This is a genomic window from Streptomyces sp. NPDC051018 (assembly GCF_044456085.1).
Classification (GTDB): domain Bacteria; phylum Actinomycetota; class Actinomycetes; order Streptomycetales; family Streptomycetaceae; genus Streptomyces.
Genome location: NZ_JBITFN010000019.1, coordinates 78054 through 102109 on the forward strand (window position 1 = coordinate 78054; position 24056 = coordinate 102109).

Consider the following 24056-nt stretch of genomic DNA (forward strand, 5'->3'; position numbering starts at 1 on the left):
CGGCGCCATCCGCCCCCGTACTCCTCACACCGCGCGCCCCCGGGCTCCTCACGGGAACGACCCATCACCCCGTGTTGAGGCGACGGGCCCGCGCGGGTCAGCGGCCGTCCAGGTCAGCGGCCGTCCGGCGGCAGGGCCGCGAGGGCGGCCCGGTCCAGCAGCCCGGTGCGCGCCGCGAGCGCGGCGGCCTCCAGCCGGGAGCCGACGCCCAGCTTCATCAGCACCCGCTGCACATGGGTGCGGGCGGTGCTCGGCGCGATGCCCATCCCCGCGGCGATCAGCCGGGTGTCCTCGCCCTCCGCGACCCTGACGAGCACCTCCACCTCGCGCGGGGTGAGCAGTTGCAGCAGCCGCTGGCCCTCGTCGTCCGGCTGGGCGACGGGATTGAGCAGTTCGGCGAACGCGCCCTGGAGCAGTTGGGGAGCCACCACCGCCTCCCCGGCCCGCGCCTTGACCATCGCGCGCTCGACGCCCTCGATGCGCTCGTCGTGGCGCACATAACCGGACGCGCCCGCCGCGAACGCGGCGGCGATACCCCGGGGGCTGGGCACGGGCCCGAGCACCACCACGGCCACCTGGGGCCGCTCCCGCTTGATCTTCACGATCGGGTCGAAGGCCCCCGGTTCGGCGGGCGTCGCCGTGCCCAGCAGGCACACCTCGGGCGCCCTGGACACCACCAGCTCGGCCGCGCCCACGGCGGGCGCGGCCGCGGCGAGCACCCGGTGCCCCCGCAGCTTCAGCGCCGAGGCGAGTGCCTCGGCGAGCAGCCGGTGATCGTCGACCACCATGAGCCGAACGCCCATCGAGCAACCCCCATCCCCCGTTGCCGTTTGCCCCGGCAAGCTACACGCTTGTTCGACTTTGCGCGCCCCTAACTTGGCAGAAGTCCCCCAGAGTGCGGAATTCTTCGCCAAACAGGGCTACTTATGACCATGGCATGACCACAGCATGACCGAAAAGCAGTGGCCCGGCGCCTCGGATACCCCGAATGCGCCGGGCCGCTACTGATCGGCGGATCAGTCCGTTCCGGGTCCCGTCCGGCCCCGCCGACGGCTCTGCCCCGACGGCTTCGCCGAGCGGCCGCCGAGCGTGTCCCACGCCGGGCGCGGGCCGGACGCGGGCCGACCGGCCGCCAGGTCAGCGGGCAGGCCGGCCGCCATGCCGTCCGGCGGTTCAGTCGGCCGTCGTGAAGCCCACCGCCAGATACTCCTTCCCGTACGCCGAGCTGTTCGCGGTCGGCTTGCTCATCAGCACCGCGCTGATGAACAGCCTGCCGTTCGCGTACACATACTCGCCGTACTCCGGGGTGAAGCTGGTCTCCGCGTCACGCACCGGCTTCTCCGCCGGATTCTCCAACAGCACCGTCGACTTGAGGGTGCCGCCGTGGATGCTGACGATCTGGCCGCCCTTGTCGTAAGGGGGCACCTTGTACGCGATGAGATGGCCGCCGTCCATGCGGAGCGGGAACATCTGGTACTTGTCACCGGCGTCCGCGCGCCCCGGCAGCGGCTTCCCGGTGGCGAGGTCGTACGAGACGATCTCATTGGTACGGCCGTACTCCGCCCCGCCCCGGTGCTCGGCGGTCGACAGATAGATACGGCCGTTGCCGACGACGACCTTGGTGCAGGACTCGACCTCGGTGGAGCGGCAGCGCGCCTCGAACTTGTCACCCGTGGCCGAGATCTTGGCCAGCAGCTTGCCCGAGTCGTCGATCGAGAAGAAGTCCGAGATCCCGAACTTGCCGGTGTCGCCGACATCGGCCGCGACGACCAGCGGCTTGGTGCTGATGATGCTCGCGTACTCCACACCCGTGGGCATCTTGTACTCGAACCTGGGTGTGCCGTTGTTCGGGTCGACCGGCTGGATGGAGACCTGCTCGCTGCCGTAGTCGCCGCACTTGCGGACCGCGACGAGCGCGGCTCCGCCGGCGTAACCCTGGTCGGCGCAGTTGTCCTGACCGGGATTGGGCTTCCAGCGGACGGCGCCGCTGGTGAGGTCGAAGGCCGCGCCGCCGTCGAGGCCGCCCGCGGCGACGGTGTTGCCGCTCATGGTGACCTCGGCGAAGCGGACCTTGCGGTCGCCGCTGGCGGCGGTGGTGATCGACTTGCTCCACAGCAGCTTGCCGGTGGTCATGTCGATGACACCGACCTCGGTGCACGGCTGGAAGTTCTGGATCCCGGTCCCGGTGCGCTTGGCCGCCTCGAAGAGGATCGCGGTCTTGTAGTCCGCGCTCTGGTGGCGGGACGCACCGCAGACCTGGCCCGCGAGCGGGAGCTTCCACAGCTCGGTGCCCTTGGCGGGGTCGTAGCCCACGATCGAGTCGACACCCGGCTTGACGTACGCCTTGTCGGTGACCCAGGAGCCCTTGACGCTGGTGATGTCGCTGATCTTGGGCTCCGGCAGCTGGAACGCCACCTTGGACTTGACGTTGGCGGGGGCCTTCTCCTTGCCGTCGCCGTCCGCGGGCGGCTTCTCGCCCTCACCGCCGGTGGCACCTTCGGACGTCTTGCCGGAGCTGTTCTCGGCCTCGTCCTTCTTGCCGCCGTCGTCGCCCCGGGAGGCGGCGAACCAGACGCCGCCGCCGATGATCAACACCACGGCGACCGCGGCGGCGATGATGATCTGCATCTGGGTGCTGAGCTTCTTGCCGCCGCCGGGCCCCGGTGCCGTGTACTGCGGCTGGGTCGGATACCCGTACCCGGGCTGACCCGGCTGGCCCGGCTGCTGCGGGAAGCCGTAACCCGGCTGGCCCGGCTGCCCGCCCGGGGCCCCGGGGTATCCGTATCCCGGCTGGCCCAGGGGCTGCTGCGGATACCCGTAACCGGGCTGCCCCTGGGGAGGCTGCGGCGGCTGTCCCTGGGGCGGCGGGGGCGGCGGCCCGAACCCCCCGGGCGGAGGATCCTGGGGCGCGCCGAACCCTCCCCCCTGCGGAGGCTGGTTGGGCGGCGGGGGCGGCGGCTGTGTCATGGCGTGGCTACCTCGGAGAAGGACTCAGAAAGAAGCGGAAAGAAGCAGAGGGAGCAGAGGGAGGGGAGGAAGGAGAGAGAGGAGAGGGCCGGGCCCCGGGCGCTCCGGCCCGGAGCCGAACGGCGTACCGCCGCGGAAAGCGGGCGCTCCGGTGCGGCGCCGTACCGGCCCGGACGGGAGATGTTCCGGCCCGGAAGGCGGACGTACCGGCCCGGAAGGCGGACGTACCGGCCCGGAAGGCCGATGTACCGGCCCGGAAGGCCGATGTACCGGCCCGGACGGCGGACGTACCCGCCCGCCGGCCGGACCGCGTACCGGGGCCGCGTGTGCGGCACGCGAGGACGGCAGGTCACTTGCCGAAGGCCATCATCGTCGCGGTCCGCATCTCCTCCGTGTCGTTACGGGCGCTCACCCGGCCCGCCGCGATGAAGAAGCGCTCACCGGAGTAGAGATAGCGGGCCGAGTAGAAGGAGTTCTCGACGTCCGCGGCGCCCTCGGGGTGCTGGAGCACGACCTTCGGCGCACCGCCCGCGGGGGCGATCGTGGCGATCGCGCCACCGGAGTCGTACGACGGCTCACGGTAGACGACGACGCTGCCGCCCTCCATGCCCAGCGGCACCAGCCCGGTGTCACCGCCGGACGGGGTGCGCCACTTGGGCTTTCCGGTGTCGAGGTTGAACGCGACGACCTCGTTCGGGCCGCCCGCGCGGGCGGAGTCGGTCGGCATGTAGAAGGTGTTCGCGTCCGCGGCGACCCCGGTGCAGCCTTCGAGGTTCTGCCCGAAGATGACGAACGCGCCGCCGCAGGAGATGCGGTACTTGTCCTTGCCGCCGTCGATCTGCGAGCGGACCGTGCCGTCGGGCTTCATCGCGAAGACCGCCCACATCTTCGGCTCCCGCTGGATCAGCGAGATGACGATCGGGTCGACGGAGTAGACCTTGTCGATCTCCCAGTCCTTGGGCGCGTCGAACGTCCACTTCGCCCTGCCGGTCGCCGGATCGACCTCCTGGAGCTGGTGCTTGGGCTTGTTGTAGTCCTTGGTGGGACAGCTCAGGGCCGCCAGCAGCCTCGGCCCGCCCGCGAACGCGAAGGGCTTGCAGCCGCTCTTCGGCCCCTGGAAGAGCTGGCGGCCGTCGGTCATCGAGAAGCCGAAGGACGCGCCGGTACCGCCCGCCGCGAGGGTGTTGCCGCTGATGTTGAGCGTGAAGTCGGAGAAGGACAGGAATCCGGTCCCCTTCGGGATCGTCTTCTTCCATCCCACCTTGCCGGTCGTGAGGTCGATCAACTGGAGGTCGAGGCACTTGGCCTTCTCCGTGGGACCGTCCTTGACCGCGATGACGACCTTCCCGTCGGTGGACGGGTGTGTGGTGGCCGCGCAGACCTCGGTGGTGAGCGGCACCGTCCACTTCTTGCTGCCGTCGGTCACCGAGTACCCCACGACGCTGCGGTACATCGCCTTGACGACGGTGTCACCGGCGACCCACGGGCCGAAGACGTCCGCACCGCCGCTCGGCAGGTCGACGTCGTTCTTGGCGACGAAGAGGGCCTTGGCGTCGCCCGGCTTGCGCCCGGCATTGAGGTCCTCCTCGCCCTCGCCGGTGCCGGTGCCGTCGCCCTGGTCGACGGACTCGGAGGCCGAGGGCTTCGGATCGTCGCTCTTGCTGACGTTCTTCTGCTTGTCGTCCTTCTCGTCGTCCCCGCTGAGGACGAAGTAGCTGCCGCCGCCGATGACCAGCAGCCCGGCCACCACCGCGGCGATGACGATCCCCACCTTGCTCCTGAAGAATCCGCCGCCGCCGGACGGCGGGGCCGGGTGGCCTCCGGGGCCGGTCGGGGGTCCGGGGAACTGCGGCTGGCCCTGCCATCCGCCATAGGGCCCCGGGGGCTGGTTGTAGGGGCCGGGCTGCTGTCCGTAAGGGCCGGCGGGCTGGTTGTACGGACCCGGCTGACCCTGCTGGCCCGGGTAGCCGTAACCGGCGGGAGGACCCGCGGGCGGCGCCGGGGGCTGACCGGGCGCCCCCGGCGGCGGGCCCTGCGGCGGCTGGGGCGGTTGGGCCTGAGGCGGCGGCCCCTGGGGCGGCTGAGGCGGCGGCTGAGGAACCCCCTGGTGGGGGTCCTGGGGTGCTCCGAAGCCCCCCGGCGGTTGCTGGCTGGGCGGCTGAGACATCAGCGCTTCCCCCTTCATACGGTCCGCTGTCCGACAGCCTCCCCCGCTGTTCCGGTGCGCACTTCTGTCGCATGTGCCGTATCCCGGAAAGGAGCGTTTTCGGACATGGATCCGCGTTCTCACGGCAGTCGAGCGGACTTTCTTTCTATCACCCGTGCCATGTCAAACCGTTGGCCGGTCCGCGCTGTACCCAAGGACTGACGGGCCTGTGATGGCGTTGTTACGAGACCTGCACGCGGCCGTCACGACTCAATACCCGCCCCGCCGACTATGCGTCTTCGGCCAACTCCAGCCAGCGCATCTCCCATTCCTCGCGCTCCCCCGCGAGTTCCCTCAGCTCGGCGTCGAGTTTCGCCACCCGCTCGAAATCCGTGGCGTTCTCGGCAATCCGATCAAGAAGTGATGCCTCCTTCGCGGAGAGCTTGTCGAGCTGCCGCTCGATCCGCTGCAACTCCTTCTGCGCGGCCCGCTGCTCCCCGGCCGACTTCACCCGGACCGCGGGGTCCGCGGAGCCCGTACCCGGGCCCGCGCCGGAGCCCGGTCCCGAGGCGGACGCGGCGGCCGGAACCGCCGCCTCGACCATCGCCCGGCGCCGCTCCAGATACTCGTCGATACCGCGCGGCAGCATCCGCAGGGTGGCGTCGCCGAGCAGCGCGTACGTCCGGTCCGTCGTCCGCTCCAGGAAAAACCGGTCGTGCGAGATGACGACCATCGAGCCCGGCCAGCCGTCCAGCAGGTCCTCCAGCTGGGTCAGCGTCTCGATGTCGAGGTCGTTGGTGGGCTCGTCGAGGAAGAGGACGTTCGGCTCGTCCATCAGCAGCCGCAGCAGCTGGAGGCGGCGGCGCTCACCGCCGGAGAGATCGCCGACGGGCGTCCACTGCTTCTCCTTCCCGAAGCCGAACTGCTCGCACAGCTGCCCCGCGGTCATCTCCCTGCCCTTGCCGAGGTCGACCCGGTCACGGATCTGCTGGACGGCCTCCAGCACCCGCAGCCCGGGGGGCAGTTCGATGACGTCCTGGGAGAGATACGCCAGCCGCACGGTCCGGCCCACCACGATCCGCCCCGCCGCGGGCTGGGTCTCGCCATCGCTGACGGCGGCTTCGGTGAGTGCCCTGAGCAGGGACGTCTTGCCCGCGCCGTTCACCCCGACCAGGCCGATACGGTCACCGGGGCCGAGCTGCCAGGTCAGATGCTTCAGCAGCACCTTGGGCCCGGCCTGCACGGTCACGTCCTCCATGTCGAAGACGGTCTTCCCGAGCCGGGCGCCGGCGAACTTCATCAGCTCACTGGTGTCGCGCGGCGGCGGCACATCGGCGATCAACTCATTGGCGGCCTCGATGCGGTAGCGGGGCTTGGAGGTACGGGCGGGGGCCCCGCGCCTGAGCCACGCCAGCTCCTTGCGCATCAGGTTCTGCCGCTTGGCCTCCTCGGTCGCCGCGATGCGCTCCCGCTCGGCGCGGGCGAAGACATAGTCGCTGTAGCCGCCCTCGTACTCGTACACCGCACCGCGCTGGACGTCCCACATCCGGGTGCAGACCTGGTCGAGGAACCACCGGTCGTGGGTGACGCAGACGAGCGCCGAGCGGCGGCCCCGCAGGTGCCCGGCGAGCCAGGCGATGCCCTCGACGTCGAGATGGTTGGTCGGCTCGTCCAGGACGATCAGGTCCTGCTCGGCGATGAGCAGCTTCGCCAGCGCGATCCGGCGGCGCTCACCGCCGGAGAGCGGGGCGATGACGGTGTCCAGGCCCTGGGGGAAACCGGGCAGGTCGAGCCCGCCGAACAGTCCCGTCAGCACATCCCGGATCTTGGCGTTCCCGGCCCACTCGTGGTCGGCGAGATCGCCGATCACCTCATGGCGGACGGTCGCCCCGGGGTCGAGCGAGTCGTGCTGGGTGAGCACCCCGAGCCGCAGCCCGCCGCTCTGGGTGACCCGGCCGGTGTCGGGCTCCTCCAGCTTCGCGAGCAGCCGTACGAGGGTGGTCTTGCCGTCGCCGTTGCGGCCGACGATGCCGATACGGTCGCCCTCGGAGACGCCGAGGGACACGGTGTCGAGCAGGGCACGCGTTCCGTACACCTTGCTGACGGCCTCGACATTGACCAGATTGACGGCCATTACTCTCCTGATACGGGCGGGGGAAGCATCGACCTACCAGGGTAGTCGCCGCGCGGAACGCTCAGGAGCGCCCGCCCCGCTCCACCAGCAGCCACCCGGCGAGCGCCATGGCCACGGCGACGGGCGCGGTGACCGGTACCGCGATCAACGTCGCCGACCTGCCGTCCAGCATGCCGCCGAAGCCGACCATGGACAGCCCGAGCACCCCGAAGAGACACAGCGCGACCCCGATCGCGGCGAGCGGCCCGGACGGTCCGGACGGTCCGGAACGCCCGGCCCGTGCCGTCGCGCCGACGGCGGGAGCGCCCGCGCCGGGCACGGCACCGGGCTTCTCCGGGAGGCCGGGGCCACGCGGGGCCGGGACGCCGGAGACCGAGGCGGTCGAGGCGGTCGAGGTCAGGGGGCCCCGGGCCGGGGCGCCCCCGGCCGGAGCCGGCCGTTCGAAGCCCCGGAAGAGCGCGACGAGAACGGCCGTGAGGACCGCGGCGGCGGCGATACGGACGGGGGTCCCCGCCCACCAGGCGCCGGACGCCGGCTCGGACAGCCCCGCCCCGAGCGCGAGCAGCACGCCGTACACCCCGAGCATCGCGGTCAGATGCCACAGGAACGCGGTCATCGCGATCCCGTTCGCGGCCACGACCCCGCGCCAGACCCGGGCCCGGCGCACCAGCCGGGTCCCCGGCTCCCGCAGCAGCTCGACCGCGCCGACCAGCCACAGCCCGTGGCAGAGCAGCGCGAGCGTCGGCGGCGCCATATTGGACACCTTCTCGCCGGGCATCCCCACCATGGACAGCGGATAGGGCCCGTACGCCACGAGTGCGGCGGCCCCCGCGAGTCCGCCGACCGCGAGGGCCGCCGGTATCCGGATCCTCCCGTCCGCCCGGAGGAATCCGAGTTGGTGGACCGCCAGCCATACGAAGACGAAGTTCAGGAACTCCACATACGGAACGCCCAGCGCGAACCGCGCGGTGTCCACGGCGGCGGCTCCAGCGAGCAGCCCGCCGAAGGCTCCCCATCCATACCGCTCGTGCAGCCTCAGCAGCGGCGGGGTGAGCGCGACCATCGCCAGATAGATCCCGATGAACCACAGCGGCTGCGCCACGAGCCGCAGTGCGACCCCGGTCAGTCCCCCGTCCCCGCCCAGCAGTTGCACCAGCAGCGCCGCGGCACCCCACACGAGGACGAACACCATGGTGGGCCTCAGCAGCCGCTGGAGCCTGGCCCGCAGGAACACGGCGTACAGCCCGGTGCTCCCGGGGTGCTTCCGGCTCAGCGAGCGGTACGAGAGCGCGTGGGAGAACCCGCCGACGAAGAAGAACACGGGCATCACCTGGAGCACCCACGTCAGCACCTGTAGCTCCGGCACCACGGCGAGCAGATTCCCGACCCCGTCCCCGGTGACGGCGGCCATCAGCCAGTGCCCGAGCACCACGACCCCGAGGGAAGCGACCCGCAGCAGATCGACGTACCGGTCCCGCGTACCGGGGGTGGCGGCGGCGAGTTCACGAACGGTAGTTCCCATACCGGTACCGTCGCGCGCCCGGCCCCGTCCGGTGAGCGCTCCCGTACTCAGCTCCGCTCTGAGTACGGAAGGCACCCCCGGTTACCCGGCCGGTGCGCGCCCGCCACCGTCCCGCCGGGTCTCAGCTCGTGGGGACGCGGTCCAGGAACCCGTACACCCTGCGGATCCGGCCGTCCTCGGCGAGTTCGATCACATCGGACCCGGCGACGGGCGCGGAGCCGTCCGCCGCGGACACCAGCTCCCACCTGAAGCGGGCGGTCCCGTGGTGCCCGTCGACCTCCCCGAGCTGCCGGAACTCGAATCCGGGGAACTGCTCGTGTGCGGCGGCGATCACCGCGGCGACGCCCTCGTGCCCGGCGACATCGGCCAGCGGATCGGTGTAGCTCCCGTCCTCGGTCCAGGCGTCGGCGACGGCCTCGGCGATGTCCTCGGGCCCCTGGGCGTTCCAGGCGGCGAGGTAGCGGACGACGGCGTTCTCGTGCACGGACATATGAATCGCTCTCCTGAGTGCGTTGCGTACGGGCCGGTGACACCGGAGCCGGGGAGGGTTTCCCCACCGCCCGGGCTCCGGATGCCCTCAGCTTGCTCGGGGCCACCTGTCCGGGTCGATTACGTCCGGGGTAATCACGCGGGTCATCGCGGCGGAGGCGCCGGGGCGCGGACGGCGCCGGAACCGCCGTCCGCCGATGCCGCCGGTCCCGTACGCCGGCCGCGCGTGCCTGCCCGCCGCGTCGATCAGCCGCGTCATCAGCTCCGGGTCGGGGGCGCGCGGCGCGGTGCGGGTCCGCATGGCGCGCACTCCGAGCGGCCGGCCCGATCCGACGGGGGCAGCGACCCGTTCCGCGTGTCCGTAATTCGTCTTCACGCTCCCGACGGCCCCGCCTAGAGTCCTCCGACTGTGCGCATTCGCACGCATGTCGCATTTGCTGTCGCAGAGAGGAAAGAGGATTCATGGCTGAACGCAGACGCACACCAGGCGAGCGCACCCGCACCGGGGCCAGGCCCGCGCTGGCGGTCGGAGCCGTGTTGCTCGTGGTCGCCGCGGGCGGCTCGGCGGCGGCGGTCCCCGAGACGGAGTCCTTATCCGACAAGGTGTCCACCCCGTCCGCCCCGTCGGCGGCGGACACTCTCGCGTCCGACATGGCGTGGGCGGCCGAGCACGCCAGGGGTTCGATGGCGTGGGCGGTCACCGAGGCGAAACGAACCGGTAGCAAGGTCGTGGCGTACGACGAGACGACAGCCACCAGCTTCACGGTCGCGAACCCCGACGGCACACTGACGACGGAACTGACCGCCGCTCCGGAACGGGTCTGGCGCGGCGGGAAGTGGGAGACGGTCGATGTCACGCTCACGGCAGGCGCCGACGGAACCGTCATGGCGAAACGGCACCCCAGCGGCCTGCGCCTGGCGGGAGCCGGCGGCAGCGCGCCCGCCTCGCTGAGCGCCGCCCAGCGGTCCGCGCCCCGCGATCTCGTCACCCTGGGCAGTGGCGAGGGCCGGGTGACCCTCCAGTGGAAGGGCGGACTCCCCCGGCCCGTGCTGAAGGGCACGACCGCCAGGTACCACGAGGCCGTCCCCGGCGCGGACGTGATCGTCGAGGCGACCCGGACCGGCTTCGAGCAGTACGTGGAGATCACCCGCAAGCCCACGGGCCCGTACACGTACACCCTGCCCGTCAAGGCCAAGGGCCTTGCGGCGAAGTCGAACCGGGACGGTTCGGTCTCGTTCACCGACACCCGCACCGGCAGGCTCCGGGCCACGATGCCCGCCCCCGTCATGTGGGACTCCACCGTCGACAAGTCGTCCGGGGAGCACACACGCAGGGCCCGCGTCGGTATGAAGGTCGTCGACAGGGGCCACGGGGCGGTCGACCTGGTCATCACCCCGAGCGCCGCGTTCCTCGCCGATCCGGCGACGGCCTACCCCGTCACCGTGGACCCCTCGACCTCCGCCCTGGCGAACACCTTCGACACCTATGTCCAGCACGGCGAGACCACCGATCTGTCCACGGACACCGAACTCGATCTCGGCAACCCCGGCACCCACAACCCCGACGGCACCGCCCGGACCGCCAGGTCCTACCTCACCTGGAACACCACACCGATCCGGGACGCCCTGATCGTCGACACCAATCTGGCGTTGTGGAACCACCACTCCGGCAACACCGACTGCACCGCACAGGGCTGGACCGTCTGGGACACCGGCGCCGCGTCGACCGCGTCACGCTGGACGAACCAGCCCGCCTGGCTCCACCAGTACCACTCCTCCACCCAGACCAGAGGAAACCCCGGCTGCACCGCCACCCAGCCCGACGGCTGGATCAACGCGGATGTCGACACCCTCGTACAGACCTGGGCGTCGGCCCGTACCACCCAGGGGCACATGGGCCTGCGGGCCGCCACCGACGACACCCGGGCCTGGAAGCGCGTCAACTCCGCCAACAACGCGGCCCACCAGCCCAAGCTGACCGTCACCCACAACCACCGGCCCTCCGACGGCACCCGTCAGGAGGCCGGGCCGCCGTTCAAGTCGTACGCGGGCGTCTGGGCCGTCGACAGCACCACTCCGACCCTGCGGGACACCTTCACCGACCCGGACGGCGACCGCGTCAACGGCACCTTCCAGATCTACGACGCGGCCACCAACCTGCCCATCGTCACGCCCGCCGGTGACGGCGTCGTCGTCTCCGCGTACGCCGCCTCCGGCACGCCCGTCCATGTCACCGTGCCCGCTGGGCAGCTCAAGGACGGCCACACCTACAAGTTCCGTACCAACGCCTACGACGGCACCCACTACAACACCAGTTGGTCCCCCTGGCGCCAGTTCGTGGTCGACACCACCGCGCCCGGCAGGCCGACGGGCGTCACCTCGGCCGTCTACCCCGAGGACTGGGGCGGTGGCGGAGCGGGCACCGCGGGCACCTTCGACGTGACCACCGGGACGAGCGACGCCCGGGATGTGCAGTACCGCCTCGACCCGTTCGACAACAACGGCGACGGCGTCAACGACGACGGCGCGTGGCACAGCGTGGCGGCGTCCACCGGTGGGCAGCACGCATCATTCGCGGTGACGCCCCCGGCGAACGGCAACCATCAGGTCGAGGTGCGGACGGTCGACCGGGCCGACAACGCCGGGCCGGTCCGTAACTACGGGTTCACCGCTGGGAACCGCGACTACAACCGGGCACAGAAGGTCGACATCAAACTGCCGCAGCCGAATCTGACCGCACCCGATCCGCCGGACGCGGACAACCCGTATCCGGCGTTCGGCTGGGGAGGCTGGGAACCCGCGTTGGCGCGGAACGGGGCGGGAGCGGCGCCACCCCTCCTCGGCACGGAGTCAAGGACGTTCAAGAACGGTGACGCGACGGTCACGGTGACGCCTCGTCAGCAGCGGTCACGGGCGGCGGCCTCCTCCATCGCGCGCGCGGTCGAGAGGTACGGCGCGGGCCGGAGCGGCGGGGCGGCACCGGCCGCCGGCTACACCGGACCGATTCTCGACAAGTCGTGGTGCGACCCGACGCTGACGGCCCAGAAGTCGTACCTCACCCGCACCGAAGCCTGCCTGATCTTCGACTGGCGGGTGACCGGCCAAGACGGGGCCGTCACCTACCGGCAGGACTTCGAGTTGCTGTGGCAGCTCAAGCTCGACAAGAACGGCGACAGCGTCAAGCACTGGGTTCAGATGATCCCGGTGTTCGGCTCCCACATGCCCGGGCTGCCGTGGCCGCCGTCTCCGAAGGCCCTCGCCTTCACCATCCTGGCCACCTGCGGCAACAGCGCGTGCGTCGACGGCGGCGCGGGCTTCAGCTGGGAGGCGGGCCGCTCCTCGTCCTGGTCGTCCGGGCTGGACAACCATATGGCGCAGGGCAACGCCGAGACACGGTGGAACGGCGGTGTCACCAACGCCGCCGGCCACAAGGACGTCGACTTGTCCAAAGACCTGCCCCTGCAGATTCAGACAGTCTTCTCCACGGACACCCCGCGCATGGTCGTCACCGACAACCACGCTTCTTCGGGCGTCGTCTCGGCGCGCTGCGACAAGGTCTACCGGACCGCGGGCTGTGTGCTGCCCCTCTACAGTCCCGGCTACTCGGTGAACGCCAGGAAGTACCCGGCCGCGGCCGCGCACATCTGGCTGATCCAGCTCAAGGGGGCGAACCTGCTTCTGGGCGCGACCCCCGTGAAGCCGCTTCACTTCCTTCCGGGACCTGAGCGCAACGCCACCGGCTACGACAAGGACAAACTGTCGCGGCCCGTGATGTGCGCCAAGTCGGGGTCGAAACGCACCGACGGATGGGTACCGAGGAAACTGTTCCTGAACCACCCGAGGACGTATATGCACCCTGAGCTGGCCAGTACCGGCACACCGGACAGCATTTCGTGCGACGAGTACCCGTTCGCGGCGACCTACGAGTCCCCGGGCATGGCCGGCGGCGCCGGCGGTCTGATGCCCGCCGGTCCGAACGGTGGCGGCGAGTGCGTGCAGACAGTCGCGCTGAAGGCGGACGACGGCACAGAGCACCTCGTCGACGACACCCGGTACGACCCGCCGGCGTGGACGGAGAAGTGCGGTCGCTCGTCGATGTCCGGCTACGTCAACTCGGGTTCCATGTCCCGCATGGGCAGCGTCGGGACCAACCCGTTCCCGCAGTCCACCCGTCTGCTCGACAAGGACACCTACTGGGTCGACCCCGGAACGCAGCACTTCGAGGGCTGCGACCCCCGGCAGGACGTCATCAGCTGTCAGATGCGTTAGCCCGGCCGGAGGGAGCCGGAACCCCACGAGTGCCCCGCCGCCGGATCGGCGGCGGGGCACCGCGGTCAGGGACCGGACGGTCAGTGGATCGGCGTCCACTCCGCGAAGTCCAGGAAGGGCTGCTCCGGGTCCTCCCAGAGGAGGCAGCCCAGTGACAGACCGGGCAGCTCCCTGCGTGCGGGATCCATCAGCGGTCCCGTCCCCCGCTCCAGCGCGTCGGCGACGGCCGTCAGGTAGTCCGCCATCGACGGCCAGCGGCCCCGGACGACGCCCTCGGGGTGGGAGAAGGAGCCGATCGCACCGCTTCCGCAGTCGACGAGCAGCCCGGAGTGGCCGTCGTCCACACCGGCCCAGGGAACCCACAGGCGGTCCGAGGGGTCGATTCCGATGTTCACGTCCGTGTAGAGCGTGTGCACGTAAGGAATGAGGTCGAGGGAGTACAGCTCCCCGTCCGGGAGGAACGCCGCCGGGTTCACCTCCCCCTCGTCGTCGCCCGGCACCTCGTAGCGCTCGGTACCGTTGTGGCAGAGCAGCAGCGCGGTGAGGTCCGCGGGCAGGGTGAACCCCAGCGAACGCTCGGTCTCGGCGAGCTGCCCGGCTGCCGGTGCCTCCCCCAACGCCCGGTGTGAGGCGGGCGCGTGGCGCTCCAGCCAGGCTTCGATACGGCCCCAGGCCGCGTCCACAGAGTTCACTTCGTGACCTCTCCTAGGAATGCCCCTGCGGCCGCAGCCTCCCATACGCGGATGAGGACGGCGGCCCCGGTGCCGTCGATCCGGACACGGTACGGCGCGTGTCCGGGGCGGCGCCCTCGACCTGACGCCATGTCCCGTGGATCTCGGGGCGCCGTACGCGGGCGCCGGGCATCGCGGCGCTTTTCACCTCGCCGCCGGTACTGTTCGCCGCCATGTACTCACCGATACCCGAGCTGAACCTTCTCAAGGAGTTCGACGACAGCGTCGAGCACTCGTACGCCCCCGGCTTCGAGCTGCGGGACTACGGCGACAACTGAGGCCTCCCGGAAGCAGCCGACCGGCTCCGTGAGTTCGCGCTCGCCAATCGCTCCGGCTCGACCTACGCGATCTGGCTGCTCGACGACCGTACCGATCTCGCCTCACTGCCCGTCATTTTCCTCGGTGATGAGGGAGGCATCCACCTCGTGGCCCGCGATATGCGCGAGTTCTTCCGCGTCCTCGCCTCGGGCTGGACCGCCTGGGGCGACTGGGAGAGCCTTGCGTATGACAACCAGCGCGACGAGGACTACGACCCCTGCCCGGACAACGCGAAGTTCCGCGAGTGGCTGCGCCACCATTTCGGACTTGAGGCCGCGGAAGACCCCAACGAGATCGTCGGGACGACGGACACCCAGCTGTGGGATCGTTTCGCCGAATGGATCGGCCCGATCTGCCCGGACGTGGTGAACTCCCGCACCGAGGTGTGAGCGGGTACCGATTTCACCCGGTGAGATGCGCCCAACGGGCCCGGAATGACCGCCGCCGAGAACCGCAACGGAGACGGGATCGCGTCTACCCTGGCGGTGACCGGGCTGGGCGAGGAGAAGAGGCGAAGCCGTGCGAGGAGCCGCGAGCCAGGACCCGTACCGTGACCCCATCGCCTTCGGGCAGCGCCTGAAGATCCTCCGTACCAGGCGCGGACAGACCCGCGAACAGCTCGGGGGCCTGATGGGGAAGTCCGCTTCATGGGTGCGTGCCCTGGAGGAGGGACGGCTGAAGGTGCCGCGCCTTGAGGTCGTACTGCGTCTCGCGGAGATTCTGCGGGTACGGGATCTGTCCGATCTCACCGGTGACCAGTCCGTGCCCGTCGCCCTCTTCACCGGCCCGGGCCATCCGCGCCTCGCGGCGGTGAGGGCCGCGTTCGACGCGTTCCCGCTCGCCATCTCGCGCGCGGCGCCGTCCGTGGGCCATCTGACCGCCCGGCTCGCCCGTGCGTGGGCGGCCCGTCACTCCGCGCCCGATCACCGGGAGGTTGTGGGCGCGCTGCTCCCCGAGCTGATCAGGGATGCCCAGGCCGCCGTACGCCAGGCGGACAGTGCCACCGAACGACGGGCCGCGCAGGGCGTGTTGAGCGAGGTCTGCTCCCTCGCCCAGTTCTTCGTGGCCTACCAGCCCGACACCGCGCTCCTGTGGCGCATCGCCGAACGGGGCATGGTCGCGGCGCAGGAGTCCGAGGACCCTCACACCATCGGTGTAGCCGCCTGGCTCGCAGCCCAAGCGCACCGGGACTCGGGTCCGGGACACTACGACGCGGCCGACGCGGTCACCATGGGAGCCCTGACGTTTCTTGCGCCTCTGATGTCCCACGCGTCACATGACGTTCTCGCGATCGCCGGAGCGCTGACGTTCGAGGCGGGATACACCGCGGCCCGTCGTGGTGAATCCGGTACGGCCTGGCGGTACTGGGACTCCTCCCGTGCCATGGCCGACCGGTTGCCGGAGGCCTACTACCACCCCGTGACGTCGTTCTCGCGCGCCGTCATGGGCGCCCACGCCTTGACCATCGCGGTCGAACTGCGCGCGGGCGGGGAGTCGGTACGGCAGGCCGCCGCCTCGGAGGCCATGACCCTACCGTCCCGACCGCGCCGCGCCCGGCACCGTATCGAGCAGGCCCGCGCCTATCAGCTCAACGGACAGCCCGACGCGGCCCTCGCCACGCTGGCACAGGCCCACGAGGCCGCCCCGGAGACCATCGCGTACAACGGCTATGCCAAGCGGATCATTCTTGAGGAAGCCGCGTCCAAGACACCGGGCCGTAGACGGCGGGCCAGTGAACTCGCGGTGCGACTGGGGATGTTGGCGGCCTGAACCAAGGCGCACACTTTGTGCGTCTGCCTTTCCCGCGCTGCCCTTAGCGTCGTCTCACCACTGACCACGGACCTGAGGCGACGGGGGACGACAGGTGATGACAATCAAGGTGTATCGGGTGGGCCGGGACGGGAAACGCCATCCCGTGGGCCCGTCCGTTGTGGTGCCCAGGGACGAGGATCGGCGGGTTCTGGAGTCGTTGGCGTTTCCGCCGTGTGCCTGTGCCCGCTGTCCGGCGGTGGCCGTGCCGGTGGCGATGGTGACGTGGCGGCGGTCGTGACACGGGCGGACTGGGTCATCGGCCCGGACCGCTCTCCCGGGGTGTCCGCGCCGATGCGGGAGGTGGAGTGCACCTCGTGTGACGGACGGTCGCAGGCGTGTACGGAGGGGCTCGGCCCGGAGGCGTGGGCCATCGCGCACACCCAGGCGAATCCGGAGCACTCCGGTTTCCGTGAGATCAGGACCGCGTATCTGCGTGTCGTCCCCGCTCCGGGCGGGGCCCTGCGGCGCTGTGACTGCTGCCGGGAGCACATCCTGCCCGGCGAACCGTACGAAGAGGCCGTGAAGTTCTCCGGCTCGGGCGCGGGCGTCACCCTCGTCTTCCACACCCGGCCCTGCGAACGGGCCTGACAGAACCGGGCCATCGCCGTTGAGCGGAACCAGACCCGCCGCCCCGGGGCGGCACCCGGGCCCCGGCCCGCCCCCACCCCGCACGGGCGGGCCGGGGGCCACCCACCACGTACCAAGGAGCCACCACCGCATGCGCAATGCCGTAACCCGCGCCCTGTCCCGGGTGTTTTCTTTACGCCGCCGCGCCAACCGGCCTCCCGCACCCGAGACCGACCCCCGCCCCGGCCCCGAGACCGCCCCCGTCCGGGTCAACCCGTGGTCCAGGCCCTGGGCAGGCCCGACCAAGGACGAGGCCCGGGCCGCCTTCCGTCGGCAGGCGGCGCGCGGGAGGCCCAGGAACCTGTACATCGCCCCGTACGGTGTCCATCTCCGCCCGAAGGCGACCGGATGACCCCCGAAAGCCTGACCACCGGACCCCCGAACACCATGAGCGCGATCTGCGCCGTCTGCCACCGTCACACCACCGCCCCCGTCGAAGTCCGCCACCTCCAACCCCCCGACGCACCCGGCACCACCGTCTACACCTGCCCCCAGGACACCGGAACCCTGCAACCCGGCCCCGGAACACACGAACACCCCCACACCCGTACCGCCGACTGAGCCGGAAACCCGAGGCGGGCGCGTCGGATCACCCGCGTCGACCGTCACCCGAGCCTGGCCGGTGGGGGCCTGGTCCAGCGGTCGCCGGAAACGCGGAACCGCCTCCGGTGGGGTGCCGGAGGCGGTTCGCCGCGCGATCGTGGCACTTAGAGGTGTCCTTACCGCGCGGGCTCCGGACGCCCTCAGCTTGCGTGGCCCGCCGGCACCGGGCGCACTCGCGGCTCCGGGCGGACGGTCAGTGGATCGGCGTCCACTCCGCGAAGTCCAGCGAGGGCCGCTCGGGGTCCTCCCAGAGAAGGCAGCCCAGTGACAGCCCGAGCACCTGCCCGCGTACGGGATCCATCAAAGGTCCCGTCGCCCGCGACATCTCCGTGAACTCACCATGAACCCAGGCGAGTTGTCAGAACCAAGGCCGCACCTTGTCCGTCAGCCTTCCCGTGCTGCCCTGAACCGGGCACAACGTCGGCCGACCCGCCGCACCGGCCTCCACGCACCGGCGTGCTGTCCGCTCAGAGCTTCAGGAGCCCGAGAGTGACAGGAGGACACCCCAGACGAGCAGTGAGGTCGGAGACGGCCGCACGCAGGTAGGGGTGAACTGCGAGGCGCGCTGTGGTCTGACCGAAGGCGACGAGACTTTCTTCTGTCACGTCTCCACCCGGATCACCGTCATCGGGGAATTCGAAGAGGGCGCCCAAGTGCACCTGCAGCTTCACCGCATCCTTGCCCTGGGCACCTTGAAGCATGATTTCGAACTCGAAATGAAAAGTCAGGTTCCCCTTTTCCCGGCCTACCCCCATCGTCGTCTCCAGCGACTTGATCCCCTGGAGCTCGCCGGCCGCTCCCATGTCGCGGATCTCCGCATGAAGCAGAAAGGATCTGACATCCACCAGTTGCGCGTGGACATCGACGGGCCTGGCCAATTGGCGCAGTGCACTATTGTTCTTGGTCGTGAAAGCCACCATATTCTCCTAAGGGCTGTCCCGTAATCGGCGGTGGATCAGCGCGCGGCGTCAGATGCGGTGCATCGCAAGGCGGAGGAGCGCCCGCATACTGGGCGTATTTGGGCGTTTCGACAACGAAGCGAGGTGCCGTAGCTGTCGTCGTGCGCCCGCCGGAGATTGCGGGACAGCCCTTAGCAGCCCCTGACCGCGGGAAGCGGCTCGCCTTCGACAACTCGACTTCCGCGGTTCCAGGAAGCCACCCACGCCTCGGAGACACGACTGGAGCGAACGTGGAGTACTTCGCGGGCACCTACGGGGGCAGTGATCTCGTAGAACTCAAGCCCGACGTGCTGATCACGCGACAGGGTTCCCCAGCGGAGCAACCAGTTGTCGACAACCGTCATCTCATCGCGGGTGAGGCCGTACTCGGGATCGCTCGCTCCGGGTACATGAGAGCGCAACCATTCGTTCACCATGGACCATTCCCAGATCCTTTTCCCGTGAGGGGAGCCGACGGGAGTGGGGAATGGCTTACCCTTGCGACGCTCGCCGTGAATCAGCTGACGCACGCTTTCCCGGCTACGGTCGGCGCGTCGAGCGATCTCTGCCGCATCGACCAGGTCACGATCAATTCGCGTGACCATGATGTCGAGATGCTTGTCGATTTCAAATGCAGCGCACTTCGCGGCCATGGCGCCATTCTGATGGCCCTCCATGTACACGGTTATCAGAAGCCGCCCGAAAGACTCTGCCAGCAGACCATCGAAATGATGATAAAAAGTGCGCTCAACCGCTGGCGTGTCAGGCGGCACCGGCGCCTCGAACTTCAGAACATAGGTTTTCATCGTCGCTCCCCAGCCAGCTCAGCGATGCAACCTGTTGACACTCGTCAACAGTAGGGTACCCACTGGGTACCGCGTCAAGCGCTTCTCACTCCGACGGACGCTTCACACTGCGGGGGTCGTCGTCCGGCAGGGGGCAGGTTCTCGCTTCGCGCACCAGGTCACGCGCATGCCTCTCGGGCACCCGCGGAGTGCCGTTCACCGAGATGCGATGACACCCGGATAAGCACGTGAGAAAAGACCCCAGTGGCCGCCTGGACGCAACACCCATCCACCGGAGGCCATGATGCTCTCCAGCGCCTCCCTCACAGCCTTTTCCTTGTGCTTGCGTGGCTGTAGCTCTTCCCCCACCCATCCCCCTGATGGTGAATCCAGCCGACTACCGGGTGTCATAAGCCAGTCGGAAGATTACACCGGGTCAGGCACGCCGTAGCGTCCACTCATCGCGGGGAAGGCACAGACACATGGACGGCGCGATGGCTTCGCGGACGGTGTGGTGCCGGAAGCCGTGCCGGCGCAACCACCCCGCAGGGGGCCTTGCCCGGAAGACGCCCGGAACGCGGAACCGCCTCCGGTGGGGTGCCGGAGGCGGTTCGCCGCGCGATCGGGGGCGGAGGGAACTCCGTACGGGTCAGGCCACGCCGATGGCTTCCAGCATCGCCGCCTCGACGTGATCGGCGGCGTTGCGGTGGCCCCGCGCGTTGGGGTGCACGAGGGCGGGCTGGTCGGGGAAGCGGGTGAAGACGCCCTCCACCCACTTGCCGGTGTCGCAGACGCTGTGGTTCAGGGAGGAGTCGTAGAGGTCGACGAAGCGGGCGGCGTCGTGCGCGCCGACCGACTTCTCGACGACCTTGTTGAAGGGTTCGAGGACGTCCTTGCGCAGCCAGTCCAGGTCACCCTGGGTGATCGAGCCGAAGTGTTCCCAGTTGTTGTACTGGCACTTGGAGGTGTCCTCGGGGATGACCGTGGGATAACCGACGGCCAGGATCTTGGCGTGCGGGGCCCGCTCGTGGAGGACGGTGAGCATCTCGTCGTAGTCCCGGCTCACCTTGTTCAGCCGGTTCGGGATGTCGTCGGCCAGATCGTCCCGGCAGGGGGTGCCCACGCCGCCGCTGCCCCCGCCCAGTTGCAGGCACTGGGTGAGGATGTCGGCGAAGCCGAGGGTGTTGCCGCCCGCGCCGACGGTGACCACGTCGGTGCCGGGGCCCACCGCCGCGGACTGGGGAGGCACGGCGGGGAACGGGTAGTCCGGGTCCTCGGAGAAGGGCGGCAGATGACGGCCGATCGGCTCCTGGGCCCGGAAGGTGATGTTCTCGATCGTGGCGGCTCCGCAGCTGACGTTGGTCAGCTCGAACAGCGAGCCGAGGTCGCGGTCGATGACCTGCGGATAGGACTGGTCGGTGCGTTCGCAGCCGTCACGGGGCACTTCGAAAGTGTCGCCCGCGGCCCGGATGACCCCGGCGGTGTAGGAGTCGCCGAGGGCGACCCACTGGCGGGAGGCAGCGGCGGCGGGCTGCGCTCCGGCGAGTTGTGCGGGCGCCAGGGCGCCGGCGGCGAGGGCTGCGGCCGAGCCCAGCACGGCCAGACGAGTACGGATGCGTGCCATGGAATCCTCCAGGGATGCGGCATGGATGTCGCCAGGACCCTAGATCGTCACGATCCGCATCGATCTCAATACAGACAGTCACATTGGTTGAGAGTTGTGCGTTCTGATCGGAACGGTTCGCCATGCGGCCGGGCCAGGACCGTTATGTGACCGATCCGGCGCGGTGCCTACGTACGGCGGGGACGGTTTCTGATCGACTGCGCATGCTCCCCGCCCGACACGCGGGTTCGCGGCGGCTGTCCTGTTCTCGATCTCCGTGGATTGAGTCCAGCGTGTACCGGGAACACTCAACCTCCGCCAATGCGTGGCGCGTTACCGTACGGCCCGGCTCGTTCTCGTCCCCGCACCGAGCGAGGAACTCGACATCCTCGTACCCGGCCGCCGCAGCCCGGGGCGGCCGGGGAGGCCGGGCCCGCGGGTCAAGACGGTGCCGGCCACCGTGGCGCCCGAGCCATCGCCGGCTACGTAGCATCGGGGCACTGCCCACCACGGAGTTGCCGCCATGCCCTTGCCGCGTATCGGAGTCGTCATCGTGACCATGGGCACCCGCCCACGGGAGCTGGAGGCTCTGCTCGCCTCGGTGGAGAGACAGGATGTCCCCGCGGCCCGCGTGGTGCTGGTGGGCAATGCGACACCGCTCACCGAGGTCACGACTCACGCGACCAAGATCCCGCTGGAGGAGAACCTGGGCTGCCCCGGTGGCCGCAATGTGGGGCTGGAGCTGTTGCTCGAATCGGGCGAGACCGATGTCGTCATCGAGCTGGACGACGACGGACTGCTCATCGCCGACGATGTGTTCCGCACGGTGGGGCGGCTGTTCGCGGACGACCCGCGGCTGGGGATCGTCGGGTTCAGGGTCGCTGACGAGCACGGGCACACCGAGCGGCGCTGGGTGCCCCGGCTGCGCGCGGGCGATCCGATGCGCCGCGGTCCGGTGACCGCCTTCCTCGGCGGCGGTCACGCCTTCTCGATGCCGATGCTCCGACAGACCGGTCTCTGGGCAGGGGAGTTCTTCTTCGGGCACGAGGAGTCCGATCTGGCATGGCGGGCGCTCGACGCGGGATGGAAGATCCTGTACGAACCCGCTCTCGTCCTCCAGCACCCGAAGACCTCGCCGGCCCGGCACGCGGCCCACTACCGGTTCACCGCCCGCAACCGGGTCTGGCTGGCCCGCCGCCGGCTTCCGGCCCCTTTGATCCCGGTCTATCTCGGCGTCTGGATCCTGCTCACCCTGGTGCGGACACGGTCGTTGGCAGGCCTGAAGGCGTGGTGGGCCGGCTTCTTCGAGGGTGTACGGACGTCGTGCGGCCCGCGCAAGCCGATGAGATGGCGCACGGTGTGGCGCATGACCCGCCTGGGCCGCCCCCCGATCCTCTGAAGCCAGAGCCCCAGGCAGCGGGAAGAACCACCGCGTGACCAGGATGGGCGGCTTGTTTCGGGGACGACAGGGGAGACGATGATTCGGGTCATGAGAACCGAAGTGCAGGCGTTCGTCGCCGACGGACCGCTACCCGACTGGAATGCGAGCGAGGAAGAGATCGACCGGCGTGAACGCCAGCTGGCGGCGATCTCCCGCCCTGTCGCCCCCGAAGAGGCCGCCGCCCTGGCCACCTGCTTCGGCCCCGACGACTGCTACGGCCTCGCCTGGACGCTCGTGCACCTGATCGAGACGGCTCCCGGCCCAGTGCCGCAGCCGGTGGATCCGGGTCCGGAGGCCGGCGACTGGGCCGAGGTCCTGCGGGCGCGATGGGGCCGCGAACACCCCACTGCTTGACGGCCCACATGCATGAGGTGTCGTGCCTGCCGTCCTGCGAACGTACCGTCCCTGACGAGGAGTTTCACAGGCCCGTGCGCCCGGTCGGAGGCGCAGCGCCCCGGTGGAGTGGGACGCCGGTCAGTGCGTTTCCGACGGTGTACGCCCCTGTGAAGTGATGTCGTCACGTTCGCCGTTGCCCCTGCATGGGGAAACGTCCGGGGCGGCGGTCCGGACGGGCCGGGGCAGCCGCCCGGACGTGCCGGGGCCGGGCGCCGAGCCCTCGTGGCCCCGCGCCCGGCCCCCGGTCGTACGTCAGTTGCCGTCGACGAAGACGACGCCCTCGAAGCCGCTGCCCGCCGCGGTGCCGGTGGCCCAGTTCCAGCTGTAGCCCCCGGCGAAGACCTTGTCGGTCGCCGCGAAGCCGTACTCCTCGGAGGCGGCGAAGACGAAGGGGTGCTCGGCGGAGGCGATGTACTCGCCTGAGCCGCCCGCGGAGACCTCCGCGTGGGCGGGGGCCCCGACGGCGGCCAGGGACAGTGCGGCGCCTGCGATGACGAGCGCCTTGGCCAGGGTGTTCTTCATGGATTCCTTTCCGGGCCCGGTCACCGGAACCGGGCATGGAGAGCAATCGATCACGCGAGCGCGGACGGGAGCGGCACCACACACCGGGCCGGTGTACTGATCACCCGAAAGATCCGGACGGCTCAGATGCGGTCCAGGATCCTGCGGCGCTGCTCCTGGTACTCGGTGTCCGTGATCGTTCCGGTGTCGCGCAGCCGGTCGAGCGTGGCCAGGCGGCTGACGATGTCCTGCTCGGGCGAGGGCGAATGCGTCCCTGAATCGGCCGGCACGGACGACGGCTCCGGCAACGGCTCCGATGAGGGCCCGGCACGGCCCGCCTCCAGGATGGCGAGCAGACGGTCCTTCAGCTCGGCCCCCGAGGAGACCGGAATCCGTACGATCTTCTCCGGTGTCCCGTCGACGGTGAGTTTCAGGGTCCCCGACAGCCGGCGCGGAAACCAGGCGACATCGCTGATGTCCTCGTGGCGGAACGAATCCAGCCTGCCCGTCAGCAGGCTGTACCGGAAACAGAACAGCCGCATGTTCGTCAGCACGACCAGGCACTGGATGCGGTACTTCCCGCGTTCGCCGGTCGCGAGGATGTCCACCGTCTCGCCCCATGGCAGCAGCGTGGGCAGCCGGTAGATCTCCCTCTTCAGCCCGACCGCGGGGATCCTCGCCGCCGCCGCGTCGATGTCCGGACGCACACGGACCCTTGGCACACCGCGCCCCTCCCTCGTCGGTCCCCGGATCGTACGCTCCCGCGCCGGGGAA

19 protein-coding genes are annotated in these 24056 nt (G+C 70.1%); 7 read left to right on the forward strand and 12 right to left on the reverse strand.

Features of this window, described 5'->3' with window-relative positions:
• Positions 1-113 precede the first annotated feature (113 nt).
• The 6 genes from ACIBCM_RS27590 to ACIBCM_RS27615 all read right to left on the reverse strand — a co-directional run bounded on the left by ACIBCM_RS27590 (position 114) and on the right by ACIBCM_RS27615 (position 9259).
• Positions 114-803, reverse strand: coding sequence for a LuxR C-terminal-related transcriptional regulator (locus tag ACIBCM_RS27590; protein WP_399247747.1), 690 nt, complete (start codon positions 801-803; stop codon positions 114-116).
• Positions 804-1173: 370 nt separating this feature from the next.
• Complete coding sequence (locus ACIBCM_RS27595) at positions 1174-2967, reverse strand: PQQ-binding-like beta-propeller repeat protein (protein ID WP_399247749.1); 1794 nt, start codon at positions 2965-2967, stop codon at positions 1174-1176.
• 349 nt (positions 2968-3316) lie between these two features.
• Complete coding sequence (locus tag ACIBCM_RS27600; RefSeq protein WP_399247751.1) at positions 3317-4738, reverse strand: PQQ-binding-like beta-propeller repeat protein; 1422 nt, start codon at positions 4736-4738, stop codon at positions 3317-3319.
• A 664-nt stretch (positions 4739-5402) separates the two neighbouring features.
• Positions 5403-7247 carry an ABC-F family ATP-binding cassette domain-containing protein gene (locus tag ACIBCM_RS27605; protein ID WP_399247753.1) on the reverse strand — a complete coding sequence of 615 codons (1845 nt, stop codon included), beginning with the start codon at positions 7245-7247 and terminating at the stop codon, positions 5403-5405.
• Between the two features lie 61 nt (positions 7248-7308).
• A complete protein-coding gene (locus tag ACIBCM_RS27610) occupies positions 7309-8769 on the reverse strand; it encodes an acyltransferase family protein (protein WP_399247755.1) in 1461 nt (486 codons plus the stop codon).
• 121 nt (positions 8770-8890) lie between these two features.
• Complete coding sequence (locus tag ACIBCM_RS27615) at positions 8891-9259, reverse strand: nuclear transport factor 2 family protein (RefSeq protein ID WP_399247757.1); 369 nt, start codon at positions 9257-9259, stop codon at positions 8891-8893.
• A gap of 461 nt (positions 9260-9720) precedes the next feature.
• On the opposite strand from ACIBCM_RS27615, the gene ACIBCM_RS27620 reads away from it, so the two are divergent.
• Positions 9721-13527: a DNRLRE domain-containing protein gene (locus tag ACIBCM_RS27620; protein WP_399247759.1), complete on the forward strand. Its 3807-nt coding sequence runs from the start codon at positions 9721-9723 to the stop codon at positions 13525-13527.
• Positions 13528-13607: 80 nt separating this feature from the next.
• On the opposite strand, the gene ACIBCM_RS27625 is transcribed toward ACIBCM_RS27620, so the two are convergent.
• Positions 13608-14219 (reverse strand): SMI1/KNR4 family protein, encoded by a 612-nt coding sequence (locus ACIBCM_RS27625; RefSeq protein WP_399247761.1) that lies wholly within the window; start codon positions 14217-14219, stop codon positions 13608-13610.
• Positions 14220-14683: 464 nt separating this feature from the next.
• Here ACIBCM_RS27625 and ACIBCM_RS27630 point away from each other — a divergent pair, with 464 nt between their 5' ends.
• The 4 genes from ACIBCM_RS27630 to ACIBCM_RS27645 all read left to right on the forward strand — a co-directional run bounded on the left by ACIBCM_RS27630 (position 14684) and on the right by ACIBCM_RS27645 (position 17576).
• Positions 14684-14965, forward strand: coding sequence for a hypothetical protein (locus ACIBCM_RS27630; RefSeq protein WP_399247763.1), 282 nt, complete (start codon positions 14684-14686; stop codon positions 14963-14965).
• Positions 14966-15095: 130 nt separating this feature from the next.
• Positions 15096-16346: a helix-turn-helix domain-containing protein gene (locus ACIBCM_RS27635; protein ID WP_399247765.1), complete on the forward strand. Its 1251-nt coding sequence runs from the start codon at positions 15096-15098 to the stop codon at positions 16344-16346.
• 276 nt (positions 16347-16622) lie between these two features.
• The gene (locus tag ACIBCM_RS27640) at positions 16623-16976 is read left to right on the forward strand and encodes a hypothetical protein (RefSeq protein ID WP_399247767.1); all 354 of its coding nucleotides are present in this window, start codon (positions 16623-16625) and stop codon (positions 16974-16976) included.
• Positions 16977-17363: 387 nt separating this feature from the next.
• Complete coding sequence (locus tag ACIBCM_RS27645) at positions 17364-17576, forward strand: hypothetical protein (RefSeq protein WP_399247769.1); 213 nt, start codon at positions 17364-17366, stop codon at positions 17574-17576.
• A 509-nt stretch (positions 17577-18085) separates the two neighbouring features.
• Here the strand turns inward: ACIBCM_RS27645 and ACIBCM_RS27650 are convergent.
• From ACIBCM_RS27650 to ACIBCM_RS27660, 3 genes are all read right to left on the reverse strand, one after another.
• Entirely contained in the window at positions 18086-18535 is a 450-nt protein-coding gene (locus tag ACIBCM_RS27650; RefSeq protein ID WP_399247771.1) for a hypothetical protein, read from the reverse strand.
• A 173-nt stretch (positions 18536-18708) separates the two neighbouring features.
• The gene (locus tag ACIBCM_RS27655; protein WP_399247773.1) at positions 18709-19362 is read right to left on the reverse strand and encodes a hypothetical protein; all 654 of its coding nucleotides are present in this window, start codon (positions 19360-19362) and stop codon (positions 18709-18711) included.
• Positions 19363-19990: 628 nt separating this feature from the next.
• Positions 19991-20965, reverse strand: a complete 975-nt coding sequence (locus ACIBCM_RS27660; RefSeq protein ID WP_399247775.1) for an SGNH/GDSL hydrolase family protein — start codon at positions 20963-20965, stop codon at positions 19991-19993.
• 502 nt (positions 20966-21467) lie between these two features.
• Between ACIBCM_RS27660 and ACIBCM_RS27665 the strand changes: the two genes are divergently transcribed.
• Entirely contained in the window at positions 21468-22343 is an 876-nt protein-coding gene (locus tag ACIBCM_RS27665; protein WP_399247776.1) for a glycosyltransferase family 2 protein, read from the forward strand.
• A gap of 90 nt (positions 22344-22433) precedes the next feature.
• Positions 22434-22739, forward strand: a complete 306-nt coding sequence (locus ACIBCM_RS27670) for a hypothetical protein (protein ID WP_399247778.1) — start codon at positions 22434-22436, stop codon at positions 22737-22739.
• Positions 22740-23033: 294 nt separating this feature from the next.
• On the opposite strand, the gene ACIBCM_RS27675 is transcribed toward ACIBCM_RS27670, so the two are convergent.
• Positions 23034-23303, reverse strand: coding sequence for a hypothetical protein (locus tag ACIBCM_RS27675; protein ID WP_399247780.1), 270 nt, complete (start codon positions 23301-23303; stop codon positions 23034-23036).
• A 122-nt stretch (positions 23304-23425) separates the two neighbouring features.
• The gene (locus tag ACIBCM_RS27680) at positions 23426-24004 is read right to left on the reverse strand and encodes an SHOCT domain-containing protein (protein WP_399247781.1); all 579 of its coding nucleotides are present in this window, start codon (positions 24002-24004) and stop codon (positions 23426-23428) included.
• Positions 24005-24056 lie beyond the last annotated feature (52 nt).